The organism is Neobacillus vireti (assembly GCF_001026695.1).
Classification (GTDB): Bacteria; Bacillota; Bacilli; order Bacillales; family Cytobacillaceae; genus Neobacillus; species Neobacillus vireti.
In genome coordinates, this window is record NZ_LDNB01000012.1 from 641,631 (window position 1) to 667,491 (window position 25,861).

General features: G+C 38.5%; 31 protein-coding genes and 1 rRNA gene. 22 read left to right on the plus strand and 10 right to left on the minus strand.

Annotation, left to right across the window (positions count from 1 at the left end; genetic code table 11):
• Positions 1-5: 5 nt before the first annotated feature.
• The 3 genes from AA980_RS16245 to AA980_RS16255 all read right to left on the minus strand — a co-directional run bounded on the left by AA980_RS16245 (position 6) and on the right by AA980_RS16255 (position 1,371).
• Entirely contained in the window at positions 6-866 is an 861-nt protein-coding gene (locus tag AA980_RS16245; protein ID WP_024028949.1) for a DUF421 domain-containing protein, read from the minus strand.
• Between the two features lie 20 nt (positions 867-886).
• A complete protein-coding gene (locus tag AA980_RS16250; RefSeq protein WP_024028950.1) occupies positions 887-1,093 on the minus strand; it encodes a DUF1657 domain-containing protein in 207 nt (68 codons plus the stop codon).
• 74 nt (positions 1,094-1,167) lie between these two features.
• A complete protein-coding gene (locus AA980_RS16255) occupies positions 1,168-1,371 on the minus strand; it encodes a DUF1657 domain-containing protein (RefSeq protein WP_024028951.1) in 204 nt (67 codons plus the stop codon).
• Between the two features lie 225 nt (positions 1,372-1,596).
• Between AA980_RS16255 and AA980_RS16260 the strand changes: the two genes are divergently transcribed.
• The 3 genes from AA980_RS16260 to AA980_RS16265 all read left to right on the plus strand — a co-directional run bounded on the left by AA980_RS16260 (position 1,597) and on the right by AA980_RS16265 (position 3,552).
• Positions 1,597-2,202, plus strand: coding sequence for a hypothetical protein (locus AA980_RS16260; RefSeq protein WP_024028952.1), 606 nt, complete (start codon positions 1,597-1,599; stop codon positions 2,200-2,202).
• Between the two features lie 141 nt (positions 2,203-2,343).
• Complete coding sequence (locus AA980_RS27515) at positions 2,344-2,502, plus strand: hypothetical protein (RefSeq protein WP_024028953.1); 159 nt, start codon at positions 2,344-2,346, stop codon at positions 2,500-2,502.
• Positions 2,503-2,634: 132 nt separating this feature from the next.
• Positions 2,635-3,552, plus strand: coding sequence for a YitT family protein (locus AA980_RS16265; protein ID WP_024028954.1), 918 nt, complete (start codon positions 2,635-2,637; stop codon positions 3,550-3,552).
• A gap of 218 nt (positions 3,553-3,770) precedes the next feature.
• On the opposite strand, the gene AA980_RS16270 is transcribed toward AA980_RS16265, so the two are convergent.
• From AA980_RS16270 to AA980_RS16280, 3 genes are all read right to left on the minus strand, one after another.
• Entirely contained in the window at positions 3,771-4,022 is a 252-nt protein-coding gene (locus tag AA980_RS16270) for a sigma-G-dependent sporulation-specific acid-soluble spore protein CsgA (RefSeq protein WP_024028955.1), read from the minus strand.
• Positions 4,023-4,340: 318 nt separating this feature from the next.
• On the minus strand, positions 4,341-4,571 hold the full coding sequence (locus AA980_RS16275) for a hypothetical protein (protein ID WP_024028956.1): 231 nt from the start codon (positions 4,569-4,571) through the stop codon (positions 4,341-4,343).
• A 169-nt stretch (positions 4,572-4,740) separates the two neighbouring features.
• Positions 4,741-5,451, minus strand: a complete 711-nt coding sequence (locus tag AA980_RS16280; protein WP_024028957.1) for a class I SAM-dependent methyltransferase — start codon at positions 5,449-5,451, stop codon at positions 4,741-4,743.
• Positions 5,452-5,626: 175 nt separating this feature from the next.
• On the opposite strand from AA980_RS16280, the gene AA980_RS16285 reads away from it, so the two are divergent.
• The 3 genes from AA980_RS16285 to AA980_RS16295 all read left to right on the plus strand — a co-directional run bounded on the left by AA980_RS16285 (position 5,627) and on the right by AA980_RS16295 (position 7,504).
• Positions 5,627-6,433 (plus strand): metallophosphoesterase, encoded by an 807-nt coding sequence (locus AA980_RS16285; protein ID WP_034724232.1) that lies wholly within the window; start codon positions 5,627-5,629, stop codon positions 6,431-6,433.
• Positions 6,434-6,550: 117 nt separating this feature from the next.
• Complete coding sequence (locus AA980_RS16290; RefSeq protein WP_024028959.1) at positions 6,551-7,123, plus strand: YkoP family protein; 573 nt, start codon at positions 6,551-6,553, stop codon at positions 7,121-7,123.
• Between the two features lie 108 nt (positions 7,124-7,231).
• Positions 7,232-7,504 (plus strand): hypothetical protein, encoded by a 273-nt coding sequence (locus AA980_RS16295; RefSeq protein ID WP_024028960.1) that lies wholly within the window; start codon positions 7,232-7,234, stop codon positions 7,502-7,504.
• A 123-nt stretch (positions 7,505-7,627) separates the two neighbouring features.
• On the opposite strand, the gene AA980_RS16300 is transcribed toward AA980_RS16295, so the two are convergent.
• A complete protein-coding gene (locus AA980_RS16300) occupies positions 7,628-8,509 on the minus strand; it encodes a VanW family protein (RefSeq protein ID WP_024028961.1) in 882 nt (293 codons plus the stop codon).
• A 183-nt stretch (positions 8,510-8,692) separates the two neighbouring features.
• Between AA980_RS16300 and AA980_RS16305 the strand changes: the two genes are divergently transcribed.
• The 9 genes from AA980_RS16305 (at position 8,693) to mug (ending at position 17,404) form a co-directional block, all read left to right on the plus strand.
• Positions 8,693-9,280, plus strand: coding sequence for a helix-turn-helix domain-containing protein (locus AA980_RS16305; RefSeq protein WP_024028962.1), 588 nt, complete (start codon positions 8,693-8,695; stop codon positions 9,278-9,280).
• Complete coding sequence (locus AA980_RS16310) at positions 9,252-10,223, plus strand: alpha/beta hydrolase (protein ID WP_024028963.1); 972 nt, start codon at positions 9,252-9,254, stop codon at positions 10,221-10,223. Before AA980_RS16305 ends, AA980_RS16310 begins: the two co-directional genes overlap by 29 nt.
• 137 nt (positions 10,224-10,360) lie before the next feature.
• Positions 10,361-10,558: a hypothetical protein gene (locus tag AA980_RS16315; protein ID WP_024028964.1), complete on the plus strand. Its 198-nt coding sequence runs from the start codon at positions 10,361-10,363 to the stop codon at positions 10,556-10,558.
• A 168-nt stretch (positions 10,559-10,726) separates the two neighbouring features.
• Positions 10,727-11,428: a response regulator transcription factor gene (locus tag AA980_RS16320; RefSeq protein WP_024028965.1), complete on the plus strand. Its 702-nt coding sequence runs from the start codon at positions 10,727-10,729 to the stop codon at positions 11,426-11,428.
• On the plus strand, positions 11,400-12,824 hold the full coding sequence (locus tag AA980_RS16325; protein ID WP_024028966.1) for a sensor histidine kinase: 1,425 nt from the start codon (positions 11,400-11,402) through the stop codon (positions 12,822-12,824). Before AA980_RS16320 ends, AA980_RS16325 begins: the two co-directional genes overlap by 29 nt.
• A gap of 170 nt (positions 12,825-12,994) precedes the next feature.
• Complete coding sequence (locus AA980_RS16330) at positions 12,995-14,443, plus strand: S1C family serine protease (RefSeq protein WP_024028967.1); 1,449 nt, start codon at positions 12,995-12,997, stop codon at positions 14,441-14,443.
• Between the two features lie 160 nt (positions 14,444-14,603).
• The gene (locus AA980_RS28070) at positions 14,604-14,738 is read left to right on the plus strand and encodes an RAxF-45 family protein (RefSeq protein ID WP_268926652.1); all 135 of its coding nucleotides are present in this window, start codon (positions 14,604-14,606) and stop codon (positions 14,736-14,738) included.
• Between the two features lie 159 nt (positions 14,739-14,897).
• Positions 14,898-16,769 (plus strand): ribosomal protection-like ABC-F family protein, encoded by a 1,872-nt coding sequence (gene abc-f / locus AA980_RS16335; RefSeq protein ID WP_024028968.1) that lies wholly within the window; start codon positions 14,898-14,900, stop codon positions 16,767-16,769.
• Positions 16,770-16,897: 128 nt separating this feature from the next.
• Entirely contained in the window at positions 16,898-17,404 is a 507-nt protein-coding gene (gene mug, locus AA980_RS16340; protein ID WP_024028969.1) for a G/U mismatch-specific DNA glycosylase, read from the plus strand.
• 17 nt (positions 17,405-17,421) lie between these two features.
• Here mug and shc read toward each other — a convergent pair whose 3' ends face one another.
• Entirely contained in the window at positions 17,422-19,308 is a 1,887-nt protein-coding gene (shc, locus tag AA980_RS16345) for a squalene--hopene cyclase (protein ID WP_024028970.1), read from the minus strand.
• Between the two features lie 88 nt (positions 19,309-19,396).
• Here shc and AA980_RS16350 point away from each other — a divergent pair, with 88 nt between their 5' ends.
• The 6 genes from AA980_RS16350 (at position 19,397) to AA980_RS16375 (ending at position 24,175) form a co-directional block, all read left to right on the plus strand.
• Entirely contained in the window at positions 19,397-20,521 is a 1,125-nt protein-coding gene (locus AA980_RS16350; protein ID WP_034724235.1) for a DUF2515 domain-containing protein, read from the plus strand.
• A complete protein-coding gene (locus tag AA980_RS16355; protein WP_024028972.1) occupies positions 20,490-20,891 on the plus strand; it encodes a CBO0543 family protein in 402 nt (133 codons plus the stop codon). The genes AA980_RS16350 and AA980_RS16355 overlap by 32 nt, the downstream gene beginning before the upstream one ends.
• A 218-nt stretch (positions 20,892-21,109) precedes the next feature.
• Positions 21,110-21,550 (plus strand): peptidylprolyl isomerase, encoded by a 441-nt coding sequence (locus tag AA980_RS16360; protein ID WP_024028973.1) that lies wholly within the window; start codon positions 21,110-21,112, stop codon positions 21,548-21,550.
• Positions 21,551-21,656: 106 nt separating this feature from the next.
• Positions 21,657-22,442, plus strand: coding sequence for a divergent polysaccharide deacetylase family protein (locus AA980_RS16365; RefSeq protein WP_024028974.1), 786 nt, complete (start codon positions 21,657-21,659; stop codon positions 22,440-22,442).
• 99 nt (positions 22,443-22,541) lie between these two features.
• Positions 22,542-23,294: an exodeoxyribonuclease III gene (locus AA980_RS16370; RefSeq protein ID WP_024028975.1), complete on the plus strand. Its 753-nt coding sequence runs from the start codon at positions 22,542-22,544 to the stop codon at positions 23,292-23,294.
• Between the two features lie 110 nt (positions 23,295-23,404).
• On the plus strand, positions 23,405-24,175 hold the full coding sequence (locus AA980_RS16375) for a class I SAM-dependent methyltransferase (RefSeq protein WP_024028976.1): 771 nt from the start codon (positions 23,405-23,407) through the stop codon (positions 24,173-24,175).
• Between the two features lie 55 nt (positions 24,176-24,230).
• Here the strand turns inward: AA980_RS16375 and AA980_RS27275 are convergent, their stop codons facing one another.
• Complete coding sequence (locus tag AA980_RS27275; protein ID WP_156351188.1) at positions 24,231-24,368, minus strand: hypothetical protein; 138 nt, start codon at positions 24,366-24,368, stop codon at positions 24,231-24,233.
• 70 nt (positions 24,369-24,438) lie between these two features.
• The gene (locus tag AA980_RS16380; protein WP_024028977.1) at positions 24,439-25,260 is read right to left on the minus strand and encodes a YitT family protein; all 822 of its coding nucleotides are present in this window, start codon (positions 25,258-25,260) and stop codon (positions 24,439-24,441) included.
• A 541-nt stretch (positions 25,261-25,801) separates the two neighbouring features.
• Between AA980_RS16380 and AA980_RS16385 the strand changes: the two genes are divergently transcribed.
• A 16S ribosomal RNA gene (locus AA980_RS16385) occupies positions 25,802-25,861 on the plus strand; the annotation flags it as partial.

Sequence of the window (25,861 nt, forward strand, 5' to 3'; positions counted from 1 at the left end):
TTATTTTAACCATTAAGAAAAGGGGCTAGTTTTTCAATTGCATCCTGAAGAATCGCTGCATTTTTTTTATACATTGCTTTTGATTGATCACAATCGGTTGAAAGTGAAAATATTTCTAAATCGGCTTGGGTTTTTTTTAGCGTCGCAAGTAAGAGGGGACGCTGTGCTGCCTGTGGCACCTTGATTTTATCATCATAAAGGTCAACGGTTAATTCACCGTATGAATCCACTTGGCCAAAAAAGACATTATCTAGCGTTACTCCTTGTTTTTCCAATTCTGTATAAAGCCAGCCTCTGCCTTTTCCTGAACATCTTAATGGTTCATCCATAATATTTCCGTCCATTATTACGGTTTGCGGTTCTTTTTCTTTCGCCATTTTCATTTGTAAATCTTTTGGTGTAAGTGGACGGTTTTCTTTTTTCAATAACGCGCTTAAATTTCCTCTTGGTTCTAAAACGGCAAATTCAACGTCTGCCACGCGAAATATATCCTTTGCCCGAAGAAGGGCAGAAAGTTCATCAATGGTATACTTTTCTTTTTTTAGATTGTTCTCTAATATTTTCCCGTCCTTAATAACAACAGTACCTTTACCTTCAACGAGATCACTGAATTTTTTGCTTTTTATTGATATAAAGTTGACCAAAAAAGTAATAAAGCCAAATACACAAATAGCTAAAGCGCCATGATACATGTTAGATTCAAGGCCGGTAACTACTTCACCAGCAATACTTCCAATTGTAATTCCTACTACATACTCAAAGAAAGAAAGCTCGGAGATTTGTTTCTTTCCAAGTATTTTTGTTGTTATAAATAAGAGCAGCAAAAAAATCAACGACCGAGTTATAATAAAAAACCAGCCTGGCATTATTTTTCACCTCAGAAAAGTTATGAACCTTTGTATTGCGGTTCTTGGCGTTCAAGTTCCAAAACACGGTATTGGAGGTCTTTTTTCACTTCAGCCATCGTTAAAGCGGTTTCATGGAAAACAGCCTTTGCTTCCTCATCAAGAGAATTTAGAGCGAGGGAGGATAACTGTGCTTCGATCCCTTTTATTGTTGAAAGGCATTGATTTACGTTTGAAGCGATGGTCACATCGAAGACTTCCTTTCTAATTGTTGTAGAAAATGAAAAATGGGTTGGCAGAATCGCCAACCTATTCTAAGCCATTATTGATTGTATTGTGGTTCTTCAGAGATAATTTCTTGAAGACGCGGTTCTACGCTGTCCAGAACAGATTGAGTTTGCTGCGCCGCCTGCTGATAAAGTTGTTTGGCATTTTGGTTATCTGTTGCAAGTGCAAAGGTTTCAAAGCTTGCCTGTGCGCTTTTTAAACCTGCTAATGCTTGTTTTACCTGTGTTCCTACTGTCATCAAAAATTCCTTCTTTCTTTAAAAGATTTCAATTACAAAGGTAGTATGCCAAGATAATGAACGGATATGTATTTTCGAAAACTTTCTTTTCCAACAGCTTTTTCCAATCAGATAGCTTCACAAAAACCCCTACTTTTTGTCAAAATTTTCGCCAAATAATTTAAATTTTGGCAATTATAAGGTAAAATAAAGAAAGACAGAACAATGACATAAGGGGAGATTTTTTTGTTATTATTAAAAAGAAGAGAAGCATCTGAGGATCATCATGTAAAATTAGTCGCCTATACGATTATTTTATACATAAGTAGTTTGTTTGTTCCGTTCGTAGTGGTGGCATCATTTCAAAGTCTCGTTTATTATTCGCGGTCTCATTGGTTCTTTTCAACGCCATTTTCTGCCTATATAACGTTTATGTGTGGAATGTTATTTATCGCAGTTATATTTACCGTTTATTTAATCTTTAGGGAGCGCTTTGAAGGGCGTACTTTCAAATGGGTAATAGCTGTTTTACTGATTGTCAGTATCCCGGCTTTTGTCCAAAGCCTTACCAACTATTATTACTTGGATGAAGATGGAATTCATTATAACGCCTTAACAAGCTTTAAAGAAAAAGAGTATAAATGGGATGAAATAACAAAAGTACAGGTTGTCTATCGAAACCACCAAGGGACCACGAGTTTATATCAATATAAATTTGAGGATAGGGATGGCGGTGTAGTAACGCTCCCTTTTAATGACTACCTGTCCGATCATAAATGGCAAATTGAGGGGAAAATTGAAGAGAACAATATTCCTGTTAAGGACAATTTTAAAAATCCGATTGTGGATTAAATGGTAGCACCTAGTTAATTTGGCAGTTTTTTTAAAGGGAGTTACTTTAATAAGAAGTAGCTTTTTATATTTTTGCACAAAATAATTCGGTATATTACCCAAAGTATTTGGGAAAATATTCTCGGAAAGGAGTGTTTTAAATTGTCTAAAAAGAAAGACAACCAATATGAACGACCAACACTTGCTCCGGGTATCGATGACCAGGAAGAATTAGAGCAAAGTGCCTCAGAGAAAGAGATAGACAACGGAGAATATACGAGAGTTACCACGCTTTCATACGACGAGGTTGACCCAAGTTAATGAAGTAAACCGGCTGCCTGAAATCAGGCAGTTTTCTTTTTCTAATCGATTAATATAAGGCATATTAATATAAATCAAAGGCAAAATTCGCTATACTGTATTTAGAACTCTATAATCGAAAGGGGCAAGATAATGACAGGAACACAAGAATTAACTTTACTTGAACAACAGGAAGCGATTATGGCTAGAATTCAGCATCGAAGATTGACGAAACGAAAGATTTTTCTACGGGTTCTTTTAATTACGATTGGTGCCACTCTGATGTCAGTAGGACTCGAGGTATTCCTCGTTCCCAATAATGTAATTGATGGCGGGATTACCGGAATTTCTATCATGCTATCCTACATTACAGGTTGGAAACTAGGGATTTTCCTATTTATTCTTAATATCCCTTTCTTCTTTATTGGTTACAAACAAATCGGAAAAACCTTCGCCTTATCAACCCTATACGGTATTATAGTCCTTTCAATAGCAACTACCCTGCTCCACCCGGTTCCCGCCTTTACCCAAGATATCCTTCTTGCAACTGTTTTCGGTGGAATCGTACTCGGGATTGGCGTGGGTATGGTTATTCGATACGGCGGCTCTTTAGATGGTACGGAAATTCTTGCCATTCTTTTTAATAATAAACTCCCTTTTTCCGTAGGGGAAATCATTATGTTCTTCAATCTATTTATTCTAGGCTGTGCCGGTTTTGTTTTCACATGGGACAGGGCGATGTATTCATTGATTGCCTATTTTGTCGCTTATAAAACGATTGATATTACCATTACAGGGCTAGATGAATCCAAATCGATTTGGATAATTAGTGATAACGCCAGACAAATTGGTGATGCAATTATGAATCGACTTGGGCGCGGTGTTACATATATCAATGGAGAGGGTGCCTATTCAGGTGATGATAAAAAGGTTATTTTTTGCGTTATTAATCGCCTTGAAGAAGCAAAATTGAAGGAAATTGTTACCGAAAATGACAATAGTGCCTTTTTAGCTGTTGCGGATATTGCAGAGGTTCGCGGAGGAAGATTTAAGAAAAAAGATATTCATTAGCAGCTTGATGAATAGCGGATTTGTCGTTTTTAGGATGAATTAGAAAATAATAGGATTTGCCCTTGTAATTTTAAGGCGTTTTGTGTCACTTAATAGGGAAATAACTAAGGTATATCTATAGTCATTTGTCGTACTGTGCGCTTACCTTGGAAATAATTTTGCAAAATATGAAATATTTCGTTAAAAGATGGCAGAAAGGTATCTGCCATCTTATTTCGTTAAAAAAGTAGCTCGTACACTTCATTTAGTTCATATGCTCTTTTTTCGTCTTGTTCCTCTTTCGCATAGTTAATTTCAGTTGGGAGAATTTTATTTAAAAAATGACTTTCTTTTTGGCTTAATTCACGGACAAATGCTCCTTCGGAAGCATAATGACCTTCCAGTAATTTCCTGTATAAGTGTCTTCCCTCTGTATGTTCATCGGTATAGTTAGCTAAAATTTCCCTAAGATAGCCTAATGTTTTATCCATAGACTTCACCCATCCTTTCAGCGTTATTTTCCGACGAAATGCCAATAATATTCACTTAGTAAAGGAATTCATCCTATTAACTTTCGAGAAGGGGAGAAAATACGAAAAATAAAAGCAAGTATAAACCTATACTTGCTTCATAGTGTAGACAAAAGGCATTCGAATAAGCCCATTCGGATGCCTTTTGTTGAATTTATGCTGGTAGGTGCAAAATTTGGACCTATCATATGCCTATTATTGCGCCATTACTGGACCGTTCTACGTCCAGCTGGCCATCTTTTTCAAGTTCATGGCAGCAAAAGTAAGCATTATACTTGCTTACCAAAAGAAGAATGGAAAACCAAAACCAATAAACGGTCTGAAAAACGGTCTAGGACCCCAAAAGCCATAACCGTATCCTTCATTAGAGCTTGAGGAATTAACTTCTTCGAGCTCAAGGCCATCTTTTCTTACCTTGACCACCCGTCCCATTACCCATTTTCCTTCATTATTTTGAACCCTGATTACTTTTCCCTCTAAACCCCGTGCTTGCTCATAATTTAGATTCATGCCAAATTCCTCCTTTAACCTGTAATTGATATAAAATATGAAAGGAGGTTGTTGATTGCACAGGCTAATGAACTAATCTTGTCCTTTTTTTTGAAAAGGGGCGGTGTACATCTATGATCAAAAAAAGCCCCATCACTTTTTCAAAAAAATAAGGGGCTTTCCTCGCTTATCATTTTGTACAGAAAATAGTACGATAGCTTAAAATATCATGATACTTGATGACAATATTTCCGTGCTGATTAAGAATATCAAAAAGCTCAGGTTCAAAGTTCTTTGAAAAATTAAATTCTTGTGACGGGTTACCTTGACTCATGGTTTGTGTTTGGCTTTGTAATTCAATATTTTGAAACCCTGTCGTTTCTAATAACCGCTTCCAATCTTTCTCGAGTAATAATGAATCTAACCCGTAAAATTTCTTAATTTCTGCCTCTTCAAGCGTACTTAATTTTTTATTTATGGTCATTTCGTTGGCAATTAAGCGGCCGCCTTTTTTTAATACTCGATAAAATTCCCTTAATGCTTTCGGCTTATTAACAAAAGCCAAAACGGATTCTGACAGGACTATGTCGAAGGTATCATTTTCAAACGGAATTTCTTCTACAGAACCCTGGAATAATTGAATTGGCAGCTGTAAGGTTTCAAATCGGGTCTTCGCTTTTTCAATCATAATTGGATTGAGCTCCAAACCGAATACGTTAGCGTTATACTGCTGGGATAAATAAGCAGTCGTTTGTCCTGTACCGCAGCCTGCATCCAAAATAATTGTCTTCTCAGTAATATTTTCTCCGGAAAGCATGTTTTTGGTTAAAGGAATTCCACCAGGATGGGCACCGCCAACACCAAATTTGGCTAAGAAATCAATATACGTTAATCCTCCCATAGATTCCACCTACTTATCTTTTTTTGCATAGTATGATAAGAAGCGGAGAGAGGTTCTCTTTTCTCATTAAGTTAAAATTAGGTTTTGTTATAATATTATTATGTAAACTAAATATTCCCATCAACTTCCACTATAATGTATCAGCACTTGCTACTATACTCAGTAGAGGGAGGGGATATCATTGATTTATTTCATTAGTATCATTATTCTACTCGTTATTTTCTATCAGGCTTATAAAAATACAAAAAAAGTAACCATTAATACGATTAAGGTTTCTCACTCAAAATTAGCGCATCCTGACTTAAATATTCTTCATCTTTCTGATATTCATCTTGAAAATATATCGATTTCACCAGAGGAATTGTATCAATCCGTCTCGAAGGAACCGATTGATTTGATTGCCTTAACAGGTGATTATCTTGATAAAAAAAGAAGTATTCCAAAATTAGTTCCCTATTTAAATGTGTTAGGCAGATTAAATCCGAATCTTGGGATTTACGCTGTCTTCGGTAATCACGATTATTACCTAAAAGGTGAAAATTTTGATTACTTAAAGCAAACCTTAGAGGAAAATGGCTGTATCACCCTTCAAAACCAGCATGTATCATTAAATATGAATGGGGATATTCTTAATATTATCGGAATTGATGATAATCATTCAGGCCGAAGCAATGTTGAAGAATCTTATCAAAACTTACCTGATGGTTACAATCTTGTTTTGACACATGATCCAAACGTGGTCCTGCAAATGAAGGACTACGCGTTTGATTACCTCTTATCTGGCCATTTTCATGGCGGACAAATCCATTGGCCAAAACCATTCCATTTATGGAAGATGGGGAAACTTGTTCGGATGAACATTATTAAAGGACTGCACTATCATCACGGAAAGCCATTTTATATTAGTGAAGGTCTTGGTCAGACAGGTGTTAATATCCGTATTGGCAGTCGTCCTGAAATTACCTTTCACCAAATTTCTTAAAGCCGGGCTAATTGCCGGCTTTTTTTCATGTCCCATACATATCCTTACATTACCAAACTAAAAACGAAACATCTTTATCATCCTATTGATGAAGACCGTTAAGGGAGTGAGTCTAAGATGATTTTACGGCTAACAATATTATGGATATGGAAGCTTGTAGACCCGCTATTTTATTTATGTTCTCGTTTACATTATATTAACGATTACCAAAATAACCAATCCGTTTTTCGGGTTCGAATAACCAAATACAAAGGCGGAAATTTTACTCTTTCTGATGGTACCAGGATTAGCAGAAATGATTGTTTATTAAAAATCCATTTGCATAATGTTAGGCTATTAGATGAATTTAAAAAAATTAAAAATGATTTAATGAGGGCAAGGCTGATGTATAAGCTAGTTCTAAGTTCGATGCCATTGCTCGCAAGTTATCTGAAGGACCATCCCGAGGAGTCTAATATTAAGGGGATTATTGGAATTACGACGATAAATAAGGGTGTTAGGTCGTTAGGCTTTGAATGTCATCCTCCGAGTAACCGCTGGTATAAATATTTTAAAAAGCTTGGCCAGATGCCTATTTCCTTAATCTCTAGTTCGTCTATCAAAAACTATCGCACCAATAGTCTCAATTATTTATTTTTATCAAAAGAAAAACTTTACCACCTATACGGACAAAATCCTTCCAGTAAATAACAAAGCAAAAACAGATTTCAAATCATATTTTCAGCTGAGAATGTACAAATTAAACAAATGGAAAGGGGACTATTCCAATTTCCAGACTTAGCGGAAGGAGTGCTGTTAATGAGGGATATTAGGAGGCAGCCAATTATCAGATTATTTGCACCGAAACGAAAAAGCAGAGGCGCCATGTGGGCATCTCTGATGGGGATCGGCTTAGGTGCTGCCGTTTTTGGTGCAACTAGAGGAAGAGGAAGGCGTAAAGACGTAGCACTTCCTTTACAAAATGCAGTAAAAAACTTTTCCTCAAAGATGAATTTTAATAAGATGGACGATGCAGCCCTAACCGAATTTTCAGAAGAGCTTTTAACAAGCGCCTTAAATAAAGATCAATAATAAAGAAAACTCGTCGATTGGCAAGCGGTTAGGCGGTTCATGAGACGTAGTTGCACTTATGGCTAATAGGAAAGTTTTACTTTCCTATTAGCCGAAAAAGTCCGCATTCATTGCGGACTTTTGTTAATTTATAGCGGAGGGTACTTTCCGCGGTATGTACTCGATGTTTTCTGCAGAATAGAGCTTTATGATTAATAAATGGCCAAGGGTTCTTGCTTGGATTAACACAGGCTGGTGATAATTATTTTTAAATCCAAAGTCAGGTCCATACCAGCTAACAGTGGCATCGCGCCCTGGTGGAATATAGGGGACAGACCGACTGTGAGAAAATCGTTCGACAATCTTGAGCCCGGCATTATCAACAGCATTAAAGAGTGTTGAGGAAACCTGGCAAATACCACCGCCAATGTCCTCAGCATACTCACCTCTGACAATTACTTTAGCCCGCTTGTAGCCCCGTGCATCTGTCCGTTTACCAACTACTTTGTTAAAAGAAAACACCTCTCCAGGAAAGACGACATGATTATTAATCGCTTTTGCTGCTAATTCAATATTGGTCGAGCGGTTTATATTATGAGAATTGAAAGAAGTAACATAACGGCCAATACGCAAACTGCGGATATTACTGAGCAATTCACTATCTACCTTAGGATAAACGGTAAGCATAGGGATTTCCAATTGGGATTGTTTATGTGAAAAAAAGTAAATATAGAATTGTTCTGTGAACGCCTGGCGATGAATTCGGTAGCCAACTTGTTCAGCTAAAATAGTTCCATTGCGATCAATAATGGCATTTTTCGGTTCGACCGCAAATTGTTTATCTAATTTATCCAAAAAATTGTTGTATTTATTAGAATCAATAATTGGTAAATCAGTATATGGAAAGGAAAAATCCAACCGATTGATGTTTGTCACACTGTGGCCTTCTTTGGTAATGGTTAAACTATCTGGTGCATGGATTTGTTGTGTAGCCAGCACTGCTGCAAATATCCAAGATAAAATCATTCAACACACCTCCCTTGTAATAATATTGCTAGAAGTTTGCCATTTCATGTAACTAGGATGGAAAGAATCCACTAAATAAGATAGAAAAAATTTATAAAAATTTACAAAATTACCCTTTACAAAACTCAAAAAGTATAATATTATCATTATTGATAATGATAATAAAAAAATTAGGAGCTTATTATGACAAAAGAATCTACTGTAGACGTTATCTTACACCCTGTCCGGATGAGAATTATTCAATACTTACTAAATCAGCAGCTTACAGCCCAGCAATTAAAGGAATTGCTTCCTGATATCCCGCAGGCATCTTTGTATCGTCACATTAAAAAACTTGCGGAGGCAGAAGTAATTCACATTATCGATGAAATCCCAAACAGAGGCACAGTCGAAAAAGTGTATTCCATCCATAATCCAAGCAAGGCAATTATTGGCCCGGAAGAAATAAAAAAACTTTCAAAGGACGAACATATGGGATTATTTATTAAGTTTCTCGCCAATTTAATGGGCGAATATGAAAGATATTTAAACCAGGGGACGATTGATTTAGCTAAAGACGGGGTTTCTTTCAGGCAGGCATCATTATATTTAAGTGATGAGGAACTCACTGAATTTGTCAGGGATTTGACCGCTGTTTATGCAAAGGTTACGCAAAACATGCCGCAAAAAGGCAGGAAAAGAAGAACACTTGCGACAATCAGTATTCCAGAACCAAAAAACAATACAATAGGGGGATCAGAATATGGAGAAAGAAGTAACGATTCAAAGTAAAACAGTATTAAAAGGGACATTAAGTTTACCGGAAACACGAGCGGTAAAGGGGCCAGCCGTTTTAATCATTCCAGGAACAGGGAAACTGGACCGTAACGGAAAATTGAATAAAAAAATTGATGTAAAGTTATACCGTCAATTAGCGGAATTTTTAACTTCGATAGGCATCATCAGCCTGCGCTATGATAAACGTGGAGTTGCCGCAAGTGAAGGGGATTATTTAGCAACGGGGCTATGGGATTTGGTCGATGACGCTCGGGCAGCTGTTCAATTTTTAAAAAGCATTCCAGAAGTGGATCCCCAAAAAGTAATCGTCTTGGGCCATAGTGAAGGCAGTACGATTGGGAGCTCACTTGCTGCCCGTGAGGAGCTGGGTGGGTTAATTTTACTTGCAGGTGCGGGGGAGAGACTAAGTGAAGCTTTGAAGCGGCAAAGGGATCTTGCAACGGAGGATATTATCAATGCCAAAGGTTTTCAAGGATTTTTACTTCGCTTATTAGGCGTACAAAACAAGGTTGAAAAACAGGCGCAAAAATTCATGGATAAGGTTCTCAGTTCCCCAAAGGACGTAATTAAAGTTAGTTTTGTTAAAACAAATGCGAAGTGGCTGCGCGAGCATTTAAGCTACAATGTAAGAGAAGACCTAGCAAAGGTTACCTGCCCGCTCCTAGCGATTACAGGTGCGCGTGATACCCAAGCAAATCCCGCACTGCTAAAGGAATTACCAAAGTATGTAAAAGCTGATGTCCACTATTATGCTGTCGAAAATATGGCTCATTCTTGTAAATTTACGGAACAAACCTCGACCATGTTTACAACTAAAAAGGATATAATTGCACAAGCGGAGCTGCCGATTCATCCAGAATTAAAAAAACTGCTAGAGGTTTGGTTACAAAATCATTTTGCGAACAATTCTTTACGTGAAGAGCAAGTAATAATCTAAATAATAATGAAGTGGCTGTCAATATGATGGCTACTTTTTTAATGAAAAATTTGTAGAATTATAGTATATTAGCAATTAATAACAATGAAATAGTTAACTGCTAGCAATTAGCTAACAGTGGGATAGGAGTGTCTATCATGACAGAAACTGAGAGAATTCAATTAAATGTAAGAATCACGAAGGAAACTTCCGCGAAACTGGATGAAATTGTCGAGTATTATCAACAGGGGTTGAAGCTGGGCAGGATCTATAAAGGTGATGTCTTAACGGATATTATCGAAAAATCGTATGAAGTAATGAATAAGCAAAAGAAGTCCTTTAAGAGATATCCATAAAAGAGATGAAAAAGGTCTTGAGGTCATTAAGGCCTTTTTTCATTGAAAATATTAATAAACCATGAACAAAGTATGAAAATATCGAGAAGATTTAGGCTGATGGTTTGATATAGCTGCAAATTCGATTACACTAAAGATATGAGTTTTTATGCTAGGGGTTGAAGAATCATGAAAATTTTAGTGATTGAAGATAATAAAAGTGTCTGCTCGATGATTGAGATGTTCTTTGCAAAAGAAGGAATTGAAGGCGAATTTGTCAATGATGGTGTCCAAGGATACAACCGTTTTAAAAGTGGGACATGGGATGCCCTTATTGTAGACTGGATGCTTCCAGGAATGGATGGCGTGACGATTTGCCGGAAAATACGAGAAGAAAAGTTTGCCGTTCCGATTATTATGTTAACAGCGAAAGATAGTGAATCTGATCAGGTGCTTGGACTTGAGATGGGGGCGGATGATTACGTGACGAAACCGTTTAGTCCGCTTACGCTGATGGCAAGAATTAAGGCGGTTACCCGCCGTTTCCAAAACCAGGCGCCGAAGGAGATGGAGGGTTTACTGCAAACTGAACATTTTAACGTTAATAGAATCACCCGAGAAGTGTTTGTTGACGGGACGCCGGTTACCAACTTAACGCCCAAAGAGTTCGATTTACTTTATTATTTGGTCGAGCATCCAAAGCAGGTATTCTCTAGAGAGCAGCTGCTTGAAAGAGTGTGGGGATATCAGTTTTACGGTGATGAACGGACCGTCGATGTGCACATCAAGCGGCTCCGAAAAAAAGTTGAAACGGCGTCGCAGCCATTCTTCCATACTGTTTGGGGAGTAGGGTATAAGTTCGATGAATCAAGCAAAGCAGATGAAATTTAAGTATATTTATCAGCAGTTTTTTAGTCACATTAGTGTCATCATAATTGCATTTTTATTGTTAAGCATCATCTTTACCCATTATGTTGAAAATTTGATTTATGAAAACAAAGCTGACGAACTGATTTCATATGGTGACGCTATTATTTCAGATATGAAAGAGTATCCTCTTGCCCCAGGTCAGATAATAAATCAATATACTAATGTGTTAGCTGCGAGAAATATGAGCTTTACTTTGTTCGATCAGGATGGCTTATATTTGGTCAAAAAAAAAGGACCGGATATTAAGCAGTTGTCTCCTGATCAATGGGATTTGGTGACAAAAGGAAAAACACTGATTATCCCAATTGATTATAAAAGTTTTGGTCAAGAAGGTGTTACATTTGTAGTATTACCTTATGTTAATAACGGCAATTTTTATGGCGGTGTACTATTAACTTCACCGATTAGTGGATCAAGTAACATGATACAACAAATTAATAAATTTTTATTGTATACCATCTTGATTGGCTTCGGTGTTTCTTTTTTCCAAAGCTGGTATTTATCGAGAATTCATGTCCATCGGATTAAACGGCTCCGTGATGCTACGTCACTCGTCTCTGAGGGAAATTATCACGTGAAGGTAAATTCCTCCAATTTTGACGAAATCGGTGAATTAGCCAATGATTTTAATCATATGGTCGATAAAATTAACGCCTCAATGGAGGAAATTGAGAGTCTAGAAAATCGCCGGCGGCAGTTTATGGCCGATGTGTCACATGAGATGCGGACACCGTTAACGACGATTAGCGGTGTCGTTGAAGGATTGAAGAATAACATGATTTCCGAAGAAGACAAAGAGCGGGGCATCAACTTAGTCAGCCACGAAGCAAAAAGGTTGATTCGCCTTGTCAATGAAAACCTAGATTATGAAAAAATCCGATCGAATCAAATCCAGCTTTTTAAAGAAGAAATTCAGCTCTTGGAAGTGCTGGAAATCATTCAGGAACAATTGATGCTCCAGGCAGAAGAGAAGAATAATCAAATTGTTGTTGAGGCCGCACCAGATGTAATGGTGAACGCCGATTATGATCGCCTTGTGCAAATATTAATTAACATCACCAAAAATAGTATTCAATTTACAGAAAACGGGACCATCTGGCTGCGGGGGCGAACCGAGCAGAACGATACGATTATCGAGGTGGAAGACACCGGAATTGGAATCAATTCAACTGAAATTGAAAACATTTGGCGTCGCTTCTATAAAGCAGATATCTCAAGGACTAGTAATCCCTATGGTGAATTTGGACTGGGGTTGTCGATTGTAAGACAATTAGTTCTCCTTCATAACGGCGACATTGAAGTGTCTAGTGAAGAGGGAAGAGGAACGAAATTTGTCATCCGAATTAAGAATAAATAATTACCTGAAAGCCGTGGGTTGGAGCCTGCGGCTTTTTGCATGCTAATTACAAAGTTTTCTTATTTTTTTCCTAAAGTCGTTAAAGTTTGTTAATAGTTTGTTAAGATTTGTCGGTTATAGTAGGGATAGTTAAGAACTACTACTAGCAAACTTAAAGGAGATTGATGAAGATGGATTATAAAAATGAAAATGAATTCGAAAAAGATCAAACAAATTCATCTGAGATAACTGATAGCAGCAGTACAGAAGCATTTTCTAATGATACAAACGATTTCGAGAATGATGGGGGAAATAGGCATGCCGTCGATGCTGAGTTTACTGTCGAGGCAGTCGATTCGATCAATACAGACAAGAGTGAAGAGCCAACAAAATCGGATAGATTAGAGGAAGCAGCTGTTCCGCCAGGTATCGAACAAACCCGAACAACGAACGAGGTTGTGCAAAAGAAACCTAAAAAACGGAATCTAAAAGGATTTGCTTCTACACTTGCAGCCGGTGTGATTGGCTCTGTATTGACGTTAACAATTCTTCCGCATACGGATTACATAAAAAGCTTTTATCCGAATGCGGAGAATCAAGTGGCGAGCAGTTCTGATAATTCAGTAAAGCCAGTTTCAGCGCAGCCAACAATGGCATCTTCTGGTTCGATTGCTGATACCGTAGAAAAAGTATCTAAGGCAATTGTTGGCGTTGTTAATTTCCAGCAGCAGCAAAATAACGATATTTGGGGAAATTCTAGTTCAGGGCAAAGTGTGCAGGCAGGTTCTGGATCAGGGATTATTTTTCAAAAAAACAATGATATTGCCTATATTGCGACCAATAATCATGTAGTCGAGGGCGCTTCGAAACTGGAGATTTCTTTATATGACGGTCAAAAAACAACGGCAGAAGTGGTTGGAACAGACGCCTTAACTGATCTTGCTGTTTTAAAAATTGATGCAAAATATGTGACTTCAACAGCCGCATTTGGGGATTCATCGAAACTTCGCCCCGGGGATCAGGTTTTTGCGATTGGGAACCCGCTTGGCCTTAACCTTTCTAGAACAGTTACACAGGGAATTGTCAGTGCCGTCGACCGCAGCATAGCGATTTCGACATCGGCAGGAAACTGGGATACAAATGTAATTCAAACGGATGCAGCAATTAACCCTGGAAACAGCGGCGGCGCATTAATTAATCCACAGGGGCAAGTAATTGGCATTAATAGTTTGAAAATTTCCGAGAGTGGTGTCGAAGGATTAGGTTTTGCGATTCCTAGTAATGATCTGCTTCCCATCGTGAACCAATTAATCAAGAGTGGCAAAGTTGACAGACCGTATCTTGGTGTCGGCCTAGCCGATCTTGATCAAGTTCCGCAAGTTTATTGGCAAAACCTTCCTGACAACGTAAAGGGTGTGCTGGTGATGAATATTGATCCAAATTCGACAGCAGCCCGGGCGGGATTCCAGCCGAAAGATGTCATCGTTTCGATGAATGGAACGAAAATAGCTAATTCATCGGAATTACGAAAATTTTTATATTCAAAAGTGAAGACCGGTGATGCAATCAAATTTGAAGTGTACCGTGACGGTAAATTGATTACTTTAATAGGGAAATTGTCTGCTAATAAAGGGGCCTGATTTCAAATATTTAAATAAGGTTATAAATGAAAGGGCGAACTGAAGAAGTTCGCTTTTTTTAATGTGAAATATTAGATTATTCAACCAAAATGGTCTTGCAATCTATACCGGATATATTTACAATGAAACTAACTTATTTGGAAACGGAGGTGGGTAAGAGATGAAACGTTCTATTTTTGCACGCTTACAGTGGCTTGAAGCCCTTACTATTTATCGTGCAATTTTTCATGATGAAGTTCTCAAAGGGGGAAGTCTGCCCTTTTTTCGAAACTTCAATGTGAATATAGAACGATAACACATCTCTTTACCCACTATAATTAGGTATGTAAAGAGTGCGTCCATGCACTCTTTTTTCATGCTCAAATTTACAAGCTGCGGGTTATTAATGATGCCTGCGGCTTATTTTACGTTGGAGAGATGTTCATTTTAATTTAAATTTGTGAGGAGAATGAACATGATTGTTTGTAGTGTGAATCATATAGCAAAATCTTTTGGCGGTAATATTATTCTTAAAGATTTGTCATTTGATGTGCTAGAAGGGAGCCGGATTGGGCTTGTCGGTCGTAACGGGGGCGGAAAAACGACATTATTAAAACTGTTAGCCAATCAGGAAGCCGTAGACGAAGGGGTTATTCATTGGAAAAAGGGTCTGAAAATTGGCTATCTAGCACAGATTCCTGACTTTTATGATTTAACTGCCAAGGAAGTTTTAAAAACAGCATTTGAACAGTTGACAGAAACGGAAACGATGCTGCGAAAATTGGAAAGGGAAATGGGGCATGAATTGGAACCTGATTTGCTGCAAAGATTAATGGAGCAATATGGAAAACTCCAGGATGATTTCATCCTTAATGGCGGCTATGAAATGGACGCGCAATTAGATCGGATAGCTAACGGTTTGAATATTACCAGCCTTCTTGATAAAACTTTTTCCACCTTAAGTGGTGGAGAAAAAACGAAGGTCGGGCTTGGGTTAAGCTTATTAAAAAATCCAGAATTACTATTACTGGATGAGCCGACTAATCACCTCGATCTAATGGCGATTGAATGGTTGGGTTCTTTTCTTAAAGACTACAAAGGGACAATTATTTTGATTTCCCATGATCGTTACTTTTTAGACGAGGTCGTAACAAAAGTGCTGGAGATGGAGGATGGGGAAATTGATTTGTACCATTCGAATTTCAGCGGCTATGTAAAGGAGAAAGAGGAAAAACTTTTACGCGAATTTCAGGAATTTCAAGAACAACAGCGAAAAATAAAAAAGATGAAAGAAGCTATAAAGCGGCTGCGGGACTGGGCAAATCGCGCGAATCCACCAAGTGCAGCACTTCATAAACGAGCAACTAATATGCAGCGGGCACTTGATCGCATTGAAAAACTTGATCGTCCAAAAATCGTTGTTAAAAAAATGGCGATTGATTTTGAAGCGCATGATCGGAGCGGCAAAGATGTGATCGTACTTGAAGATGTTTTGAAGCGCTTTGGAAGTCGAACCTTATTTGACCATGTGAATATGCTTATCCAATATAGGGAACGAACGGCGATAGTAGGTGAAAACGGTACAGGAAAATCCACACTTTTAAAAATTATTCTTAAAGAATGCGAAGTAGATGGTGGAGTCGTAAGGGTTGGAAGTAATGTAAAGGCTGGCTATTTATCACAGCATGTATTCGAGGATATTGGCGATGAACAACTCATTGACGTATTTCGCTCTGAAGTTGTTGTAAATGAAGGAGAGGCCCGTCATATTTTAGCACGATTTTTATTCTACGGTCCAGCAGTGTTTCGTAAGGTAAACCAGCTTAGCGGCGGCGAGAGGATGCGGCTGCGACTTGCGCAATTGATGTACCAGGATATCAATCTGCTAATTTTGGATGAACCAACTAATCACTTAGATATTGATTCCTGTGAAGTACTCGAGGATGCCCTAGAACAATTCAATGGCACGATTTTAGCCGTGTCCCATGACCGTTATTTTCTCAATAAACTGTTTAACAAAATTTATTGGCTACAGGATGGGACGGTTCACTGCTTCGCTGGAAATTATGATTGGGCAAAAGGAAAGTTGAATGAGCTTGAGGTAAAGCCGATTGAACGGGTTGTACAAAATAAAATCAAGCCGCAAAAAGTGAGGAAAGTGGAAGAAGAATTAAGTATAAATAATATTGAAGACAAGATAGAGAAAATCGAAGCGGAAATTCATAAGTTAAAACAACAGCTTGAAGCTGAAAATGAATTGGATTCGCTACAAAGAATTTATCATGAAATCGAGCTAAGGGAAAGTGAATGTGAATATCTTTACCTGCAGTTAGAAGAATTCGTTTAAGAAAGAACGCTCCTCGCAGTATAGGCGAGGAGTGTTTCTAAATAGTAAGATCTGTTATTTCCTCAATCCACACCCTGAATAGGGTAAAATAAATAGAAAGCCTTTTTGGCAGAAAAGAAGGAGAAAATATGAACCCGATCAGTGATCATCTAAAAGAAGGTTTACAGATTTTATTTGTTGGTTTCAACCCAAGTATTCGTTCCAGTGAACTTGGTCATCATTATGCAAATCCCAATAATCGCTTCTGGAAAATTATTTACAATGCGGGCTTGACGGACCGTAAGTATGAGCCAAATGAGGATGCAACGCTATTAGGCTTGGGATTTGGATTTTCTAATATCGTTCAAAGACCAACGAAGGCAGCCGATGAAATTACAAAAGAAGAATACCTAGAGGGAAGAGAGGTTTTAAAGGAGAAGATCCAACGTTTTATGCCAAAGGTCGTTTGTTTTGTCGGAAAAGGAGTTTATCAACAATATAGCGGCCGTAAAACAGTTCCTTGGGGAGCCCAGGCAAAATCGGTTGTGCCAGGGACGATTGACTTTGTAGCTCCATCTTCAAGCGGGTTAGTTAGGATGCGGCTCGAGGAAATGGTCGAAATCTATAAGCAGTTAACGACTATAATCTCAAAATAAAAACACCGACGGAGTCACTAAACCGTCGCTGTTTTTTCTTTTTGTTCAAATTTTTTCTGAAAGTGTGCTAAGGTCAGTAGTGGAAAAATATAGCGGTAGCCGTGATAGTGAATATAAAAGGCGCCGCCCATGCCTTGCCCTTTTGGATAGGCAGTGGTCCAATCATCTTTATCGAGAGAATCTAATAAATATTGAATTCCCTTGCGAATCTCAGATGTTGGTTTTTCTGACATCGTTATCAAGGCATCCAGCGCCCACGAGGTATGGGTTAAAGTGCTCGTGCGTAACGGTATATACCTTTTCGCACTGTCACTATGACAGGATTCACCCCAGCCGCCATCCTCGTTTTGGATGCTTCGTAACCAGCCGGCCGCCTTTTGAATGCTTGGATTACTGTTCGGTACCCCAACAGCTGATAGTCCTGTTACAGCGCCCCATGTTCCATAAAGATAACAAATGCCCCAGCGCCCATACCAAGAACCATCGCGCTTTTGGTCCTTCATCAGCCATTTGAGGCCTTTTTTAATTGCTGTGTGGTCTCTTGAGAGGTTGGTATAATTTCCGAAAAACTCTAACGTTCTTCCGGTAAGATCGGCACATGATGGGTCCATCAGGAGGAATTCAGCTTCTTCAAGCGGTAAAAATTCAATCAGCTTTGAATCCGCATTTTTTTCAAACGCCGGCCAGCCGCCGTCATCGTTCTGCATCGAAAACGTCCAATTGATTCCCCGTTCCCAGGCCGCAAGTTCGGTTGGAACGATTCTCGCAATCGACCTGAGAGATGCGGTGGTATCATCAACGTCAGGCAGGATGGTGTTCACGTTGGAAAAGCCCCACCCGCCTGGTAGACTATTGGGATTATGAATCACCCAATCGCCGAATTTATGGTGCTGCCGGTCGAGGAGGTAACGATTGGCGTTCACCACCATCGGGTCTGTTATTGGGATACCCGCTGTTTGCAGGGCAAAGCCTATTAATGAAGTGTTCCAGACGTTAGCTGTTGTATACTGCATATGTGGCAAACCGTTGATCTCACATTTCATCGATTTTATACCCTCTATTGCCTTTAAGATGACAGGGTCGGTTTTCTTATATCCTAACGACAGCAAGGCGAAGATCATTAAAAAGGTGCAGCTGTAATAACTGTAATAGGTCCCATCTGCTTCAATGTGATCGAGCATATACTTTTTCGCCCGCTCGATCGCTAACCGCCGAAGTTCTTTAGGTATGCCAATTAAACTTTTCACACCATCGTCGAGAAAAGATAACAACGACCGCATTTCGGTGGAGCGAATCCATGAGTCCTCCTCATCCCGGTGTAGATGTAATTCTGAGAGGTCCGGACTGAGAGACGTCCTGATTGATAATTTTTTATCAGCAAGAATCATGATTGGTGTTAAGTTTGCTCTCCCGAAAACAGAGAAGGAATAGAAATTGAGCGGGAACACCTCTGGTAATAGAATCACTTCAATCGGAAACGGGGAAAATGTCGGCCATTTTTGTTGTCCAGTTATAGCGAGCATGATTTTTGTATACGTGCTAGCCTGTTTAATCCCTCCATTAGCTAAAATAAATTTTTTCGCTGTCCGGAGCCGTTTGTCATTTTTCGAGTAATATCCTGAATAAAGGAGGGCGTAATAGGCCTCCAAGGTTGCCGTTACATTCCCATCACCTTCATCAAAAAATAATTTCCAAGCCCCGTTTTTTTCCTGTCTGCTTAATATTCGCTTTGTAAGCCCTTGAATTAATTCCTCATCATTTATCTCCAAGGTCCGTAATAAAATAATCATATAAGCATCTGTTGAAATGCCAGTATCAAATGGATAACTCCAAGAGCCGTCGGGAGATTGGTCTTTTCTAAGCACGTTAATGATCCAATCCATGCCTTTTCTTGTACCGAACATCTTATGTAATCATTCCTCTCCAAAAAGTATTCTCTATTCATACATATTCCCTTTAGGCAAGGAGAATTCATAAAGGGGGGAAACTATCATTTTTTTTGCGAGAAGTCACGAAAAAACACCACTTGAAGGAATAAGGGATGAATTAAAGAAGAAAAGCAGCAACAATTTTGTTACCTCCCATCATTTAACTTTGAGTGATCGGAAGTTATTGGAAAAAATAAGAACGATGACCGCGGAACATAATGTAAACAACGTTACGAGAACGAAAGCCTATTTGGATTTTTATCTGCAGTATCCAGAAATTCAATGGGCATTTTTAGGGCATATGGTTTCCCGGAATGGCGGCTGGAATATGACTGATTTAAAGGGGGAGTTTCTTACTCGGTTGCTGTCGAAAAAGGAGCGGAACTCGTTTTTTAACTTTTTAGAGCGCGGCAATTGGCTGATATTTCAAGACGTCTATCCACAATTCTTTCTGTACAAGGAAAGCCTAAAACAAAAGAAACCCTTGTTTTACTTATTATCTTATTTAAACATCTCAACGTTTATGGAGACTATTTGGAACCATTTTTGGAGAAACCAAGATACTTATATTCTTTGTATTGCCTTGGTCATCAATGAACAAAGCTACTTGGAAAAAAGAGTTGTGCAGCATCCGGTTTATCAAAAGGAAGTATTAAATAAAATTGAATTTATGCTCCAGGACTGGCTGTCTTTTAATCACATTCTTTTTCCGTATGAAGACGGGGAACTAGCGGGGCAGACACTTCATCAATTTGAATCAGTAAACGAGCGGATTTTACTTGGGAAAAGGTTATATTCTATCCTCTTTAAAAATAAGGATTTTCTAAGGGGGGTTGTAGAGTGGGCCAAAAGCCATCCGCATACGGGTTCAAGAAAAGATTACTGGCCGCATCTCTTTAATAATATTAAGGAAGGACTTCCAGGCTTCACCTATCCGATTCGATTAAAAGCATGCCAGCTTAGAAAGGGCGCAAAAAGATTTTATAGTCCAAAACTAGAAAATGCCTGGAAAAATGTCATCCAGTTGGAAGCGGAAAAAGGGGATTGGTTTGATGACTGGCGGGTTGTGGATTATTTAGTAGAGGATAACGAACAGGTAAATGGGGAGATAAGAAATGAATACTGTAAAACAATTGAACGGCTCGAGGTTGCAGCCCTTGCTAAAAAAACGATTAACTTTTTGGAATAAGAATTATTTTGCATGTATGATTCTTGGCACCTTACTTGGGACGTATTTAGACCTTTATTTTGTCGGGAAGAAGATGTATCAGTTTCCGGTAAGACCCCTCCCTGAGATCTTTTCCGTAAATATTGCTTTTACACTCCTTGGACTTCCTCTTTTCGTGCTTGTTTTTGTTTATTTCACTTCACAGGTGAATAAATGGGGAAAGGCGGGTCTAATTTTATTTGCCAGCTTATTAATGCCCATTTTTGAAAAATTCGCGGAAGAGGTTGGATTCTTTGTTCACTCTGATCAGTGGGAGCATCTTTATACGTTTTTTGGATACTTCCTGTTTTTTTCGATTATTTCTGGATTTTATCAATGGCTAGATAAATAAAACAAAAAGCCAGGACGTTGTCTTGGCTTTTTGTTGGGGGCTCCCTTCCGTCCGTACAGTGGTTAAGTGTCCCGCAACAAGCGAATGTTCGGAAGGGAGCCTTATGAATATTTTATCACAATCACCGTGAAAATATAATGGTCAAAAGTGCCAATGCTTTCTTTTCTTTATTGAAAAGTGTATGATTAAAATGATTTTTTACATAAGGAGTGTTGGAGATGGCGAAAAAAGGATACATATTAATGGAAAACGGAGATAAGATTGAGTTTGATTTATTTCCAAATGAAGCACCTGGTACAGTAGAGAATTTTGAAACATTAGTTAACAAAGGTTTCTACGATGGATTAACCTTCCACCGTGTTATTCCTGGCTTTGTTAGCCAAGGTGGATGCCCAGAAGGCCGTGGAACTGGCGGTCCAGGATACACAATTAAATGTGAGACAGAAGGAAACCCACACAAACATATTCCTGGGGCCTTATCAATGGCTCATGCAGGAAAAGACACAGGTGGAAGTCAATTCTTCATCGTCCATGAATCACAGCCGCACTTAAACGGGGTTCATACCGTGTTTGGTCAAGTGACATCTGGTTTAGAAGCTGCAAAGTCAATGAGAAATGGCGACAAAATGGTAGAAGTTAAGGTTTTTGATGCTGAATAAGTAAGAATAAGGGAGCTGAAATAGCTCCCTTTTTTATATCCACTTTAGAATTTATGCAGCATATTGTGGGCAAATTAACTTGAAAATATTACTTTTGGAGGTAATTATGAAAAGGTTTTTGTTCGTGTTTATTCCAATGCTTTTGATAACATTTCAAGTAAATGCTGCTGAAAATAGTGAAACGAAAGAATTTAAAGCTGCGATTATCATTGACGACTTTGGCGGCGGTACCGGTGGTGTACGCGACTTTTTAGAAGGCGACATTCCAATTACCGCTGCGGTTATGCCATTCTCTGATAACTCGAGGGAACACGCCGAATGGGCCCATAAAAATGGTTTTGAAGTCATGATTCACTTGCCGATGGAGCCAAAACGAGGGAAACGATCTTGGCTTGGACCAAAGCCGATAACAGTGGACCTTTCTCCTACAGAAGTTAAACAGCGCGTTAACGAGGCAATCAAGACTGTCCCACATGCTGTCGGGCTTAACAATCATATGGGGTCTCGTGCCGTTGAAAACAAAGAAATTGTCCGTGCAATTGTAGAAGTGGCAAAGGAAAAAAATCTTTATATTATCGATAGCGGCACAAGTCCAAAATCACAATTCCCCGAAATTGCGAAAGAACTTGGGGTACCATTATTAAAAAGAGATGTATTCCTTGATGATATCTCCTCGTCTTCCTATGTTCGAAAACAGATGATCCGCTTAGCAAGGGTAACCGAAATAAAAGGCACAGGAATTGCGATTGGCCATGTTGGTGTAACTGGTAAAGTATGTTCGATTGGTATTTTTCAATCAAAGGAAGAGTTTGAAAAGCGGAACATCAAAATTGTTCCCGTCTCAGAACTTTTTTCAGGAAGATTAACTGAAAAGTATTTTATTCCACATTAAAGGGCGGCCGCAAGCTGCTTTTTTTTGCTGTTTGTCAAAAATCTGATAAAATGTTTTCTATTAATCTTTTATACAGTAAGGGAGAAGGAATCGAAAAAAATGAAACTAGTATCTTGGAACGTAAATGGCCTCAGAGCGTGCGTGAAGAAGGGATTTTTGGATTATTTTCAGGAAGTAAATGCAGATATTTTCTGTATTCAAGAGACGAAATTACAAGCAGGTCAAATTAGCCTTGAGCTTGAAGGATATCATCAATACTGGAATTATGCTGTGAAAAAAGGGTATTCCGGTACGGCTGTTTTTACAAAGATTGAACCACTTTCTGTCAAATATGGTGTAGGCACGAATGAAAGTGAGATGGAAGGAAGAATCCTCACGCTAGAGTTTCCTGAATTTTTCCTTGTCAATGTCTATACACCGAATTCACAACGAGATTTAGCCAGAATCGGCTATCGTCTTGAATGGGAAGAGCACATTCTTAAGCATTTGCAAGAATTAAATGCCGTGAAGCCGGTTATTCTTTGCGGGGACTTGAATGTCGCACATCAAGAAATCGACTTGCGAAATTCAAAGTCCAATGTTGGTAACTCAGGGTTTACTGATGAAGAACGAGGAAAAATGACCGCCTTGCTGTCTAATGGCTTTGTGGATACCTATCGCCATTTTTATCCAAATCAAGAAGGAGCCTATACGTGGTGGTCGTACATGAATAAGGTGCGCGAGCGGAATATTGGCTGGCGGATTGATTATTTTATTGTATCGGAATCAATAATAGAGCGACTAAAAAAAGCTGACATTCATTGCGATGTAATGGGAAGTGATCACTGTCCGGTTGTTTTGGAAATCCAATAGTTATGCCGATAACTTTTTCTTATGTTAAATAATTAAAAACCCGTAATTTTCTTTCTGTAATTTCTGTTTTATAGTTACAATACAAAGGAAATTTCAGGGAGTGATTGAACATGGATATCAAAAATGACGTACTGCAACAATTTGGAAAAAATGCGGCTTCCTATGTCAGCAGCAAGGTTCATAAAGATGGGAAGGACTTACTAAAGTTAGTGCAGATGGCGACGATTAATGGGGAGGAAGAGCTGCTCGATATAGCTACAGGCGGCGGACACACGGCAAACGTCTTTGCTCCTTTAGTAAAAAAAGTAACCGCGGTAGATTTAACGCCTGAAATGTTGCGGGTGGCCGAAACATTTATTAGCGAAAATGGCCATCAAAATGTCGATTTCAAAAAAGCTGATGCTGAACAACTCCCTTTTGCTAATGAAGCATTTGCGATTGTGACTTGCAGGATTGCCCCGCATCATTTCCCGAATGTAAATAAATTTATCGAAGAGGTCCATCGTGTTTTAAAATCCAATGGACAATTTTTGCTTGATGACAACGTTGTACCCGAAGATGATGATTATGATCTATTTTATAACACAATTGAAAAATGGCGGGATCACAGTCACTTTCGGGCCTGGAAAAAAACCGAATGGCTTCGGATGCTTGAATTAACTGGTTTTGAAATTAGCGAGTGGCATCGTTTTGAAAAAAACTTCCGTTTTGAATCATGGTGTAAGCGGATGAATTTACCTCAAAGTGAAATGGACAAATTATCTGAGCACATCCTTGCTGCTTCCCAAAAAGTAAAAGATAAGTTTAGAATTGTGATTGAAAATAAACAAGTGATTTCCTTTCAAGGGGAAGCTATCGTGTTAAAGGCTATAAAAAGATAAAAAAATCCTTTGCAAGAAGAGAGGACTCTCTTTTTGTAAAGGAATTTTTTTAAACCTAAATATCGTTAAGAGCGGTACCGAATACATCGAATTCTGGTGTTTTCTCCTTTTGCCTCGAATTCTCTAGTTCGTCTTGGCCGGCAGGATTGACAGATCCAATGTCATCCTCATTTCTCGGCTGAATGAATGTCATAGTAGCGGCATCTCCTTTTATTTTAATTACACTAGTATTTTTGCCGTAAAATAAGGAAATTAACCTTTTCTTAATCTCTGCGGAATTTTCCCATTACTTCTATCGCTTTTGTAATATGGACAAATGCACTGGGGTCATTTTTTTTAATCGTTTCTTTCGTTTCCGCTAATTCATATTTTGTGATAACGGTAGTTAAAACTTTTTTAGGATGATGAGAATAAACGCCCTCGGCATCTGTCATCGTAATCCCGCGGGGATGCAATTTCAGTAACGCTTCATTCAATTCTCTCCATTTATCGGTAACAATCGTGACTGTTAGTTTTGTATGATTCGTGTGAACGGCATCGACTGCCCTGCCAGACGCAAAGATGGCAAAAAGCGTATAAAGTGTTTTGTCTACACCAAATACTAGTGCCGATACGAAAACAATAGCAAAATTCAAACAAGTTATGATAAAGCCAACTGACACATCCTTCTTTTTTGCTAAAATTAAACTAATGATATCGACGCCGCCCGCTGAAGCGCCGACACGAATATTGGCTCCAACGCTTAATCCGAACAGTACACCGCCAAATACGCTGGATAATAAGATGTCTTCGCTAAAAGCATGGATAGGAATCAGTTTCATTGAAATTGACAATAGAATGACAGAATAAACAGTTAAGAACATAAACTTTTTTCCTAAATGAATATAGCCAATAATAAATAATGGAAGATTAATAGCCAGTATAATCCAGCCGGTGTTAATAGAAAGATAATTATTAATGATGATTGCTACTCCGGCAATTCCACCAGTTAAGACTTTGTGGGGAATTAGGAAGGTATTCAAAGCATAGGCCATAACTAATGTAAAAAAGGTGACAGCAATGGTTTGAACAACAGTTTGTTTCACTTTTAACGCACCTCATTGAATTCATTTAGTCTTAGAAAAACTTTACTTTCTATTTTGTAGTTTATAAGCTTTTATATGTAATAACCAGAGAATAAATTGTGACATTAGCTTTGAGAAAGGATTTAGGGAAGTAATTCGAATAGCACAAAATTAGTTGTTGACGAAAGTGATTTGGGATAGTATGATAGTCAATGTCGCTGTTACGAAATGATAAATTTTTGCTGAATTAATAAGCAATCATTTTTAAAAAAAGTAGCTTGACAAGGTGATTAAATATTATTATGATAATAAACGCCGCTAATTGATAGATTAGCAGGCGGGATAGTAGAAGTTTTGTTCTTTGAAAACTAAACAAACAAAAACGTCAACAAACAATATTTTTTAGTTTCATTTATGAAACTAAGCCAACGTAACAAATGAGCTAATCAACTTTCTCGCGATTAACCGGCAGTAATATCCTATCGGATAAACTGCCTGTAAATGCCCGATTGATTCGACTAACCATCACGGGGTAAAACATCCCGTGATGGTTAGTCTCATCTTATTGGAGAGTTTGATCCTGGCTCAGGACGAACGCTGGCGGCGTGCCTAATACATGCAA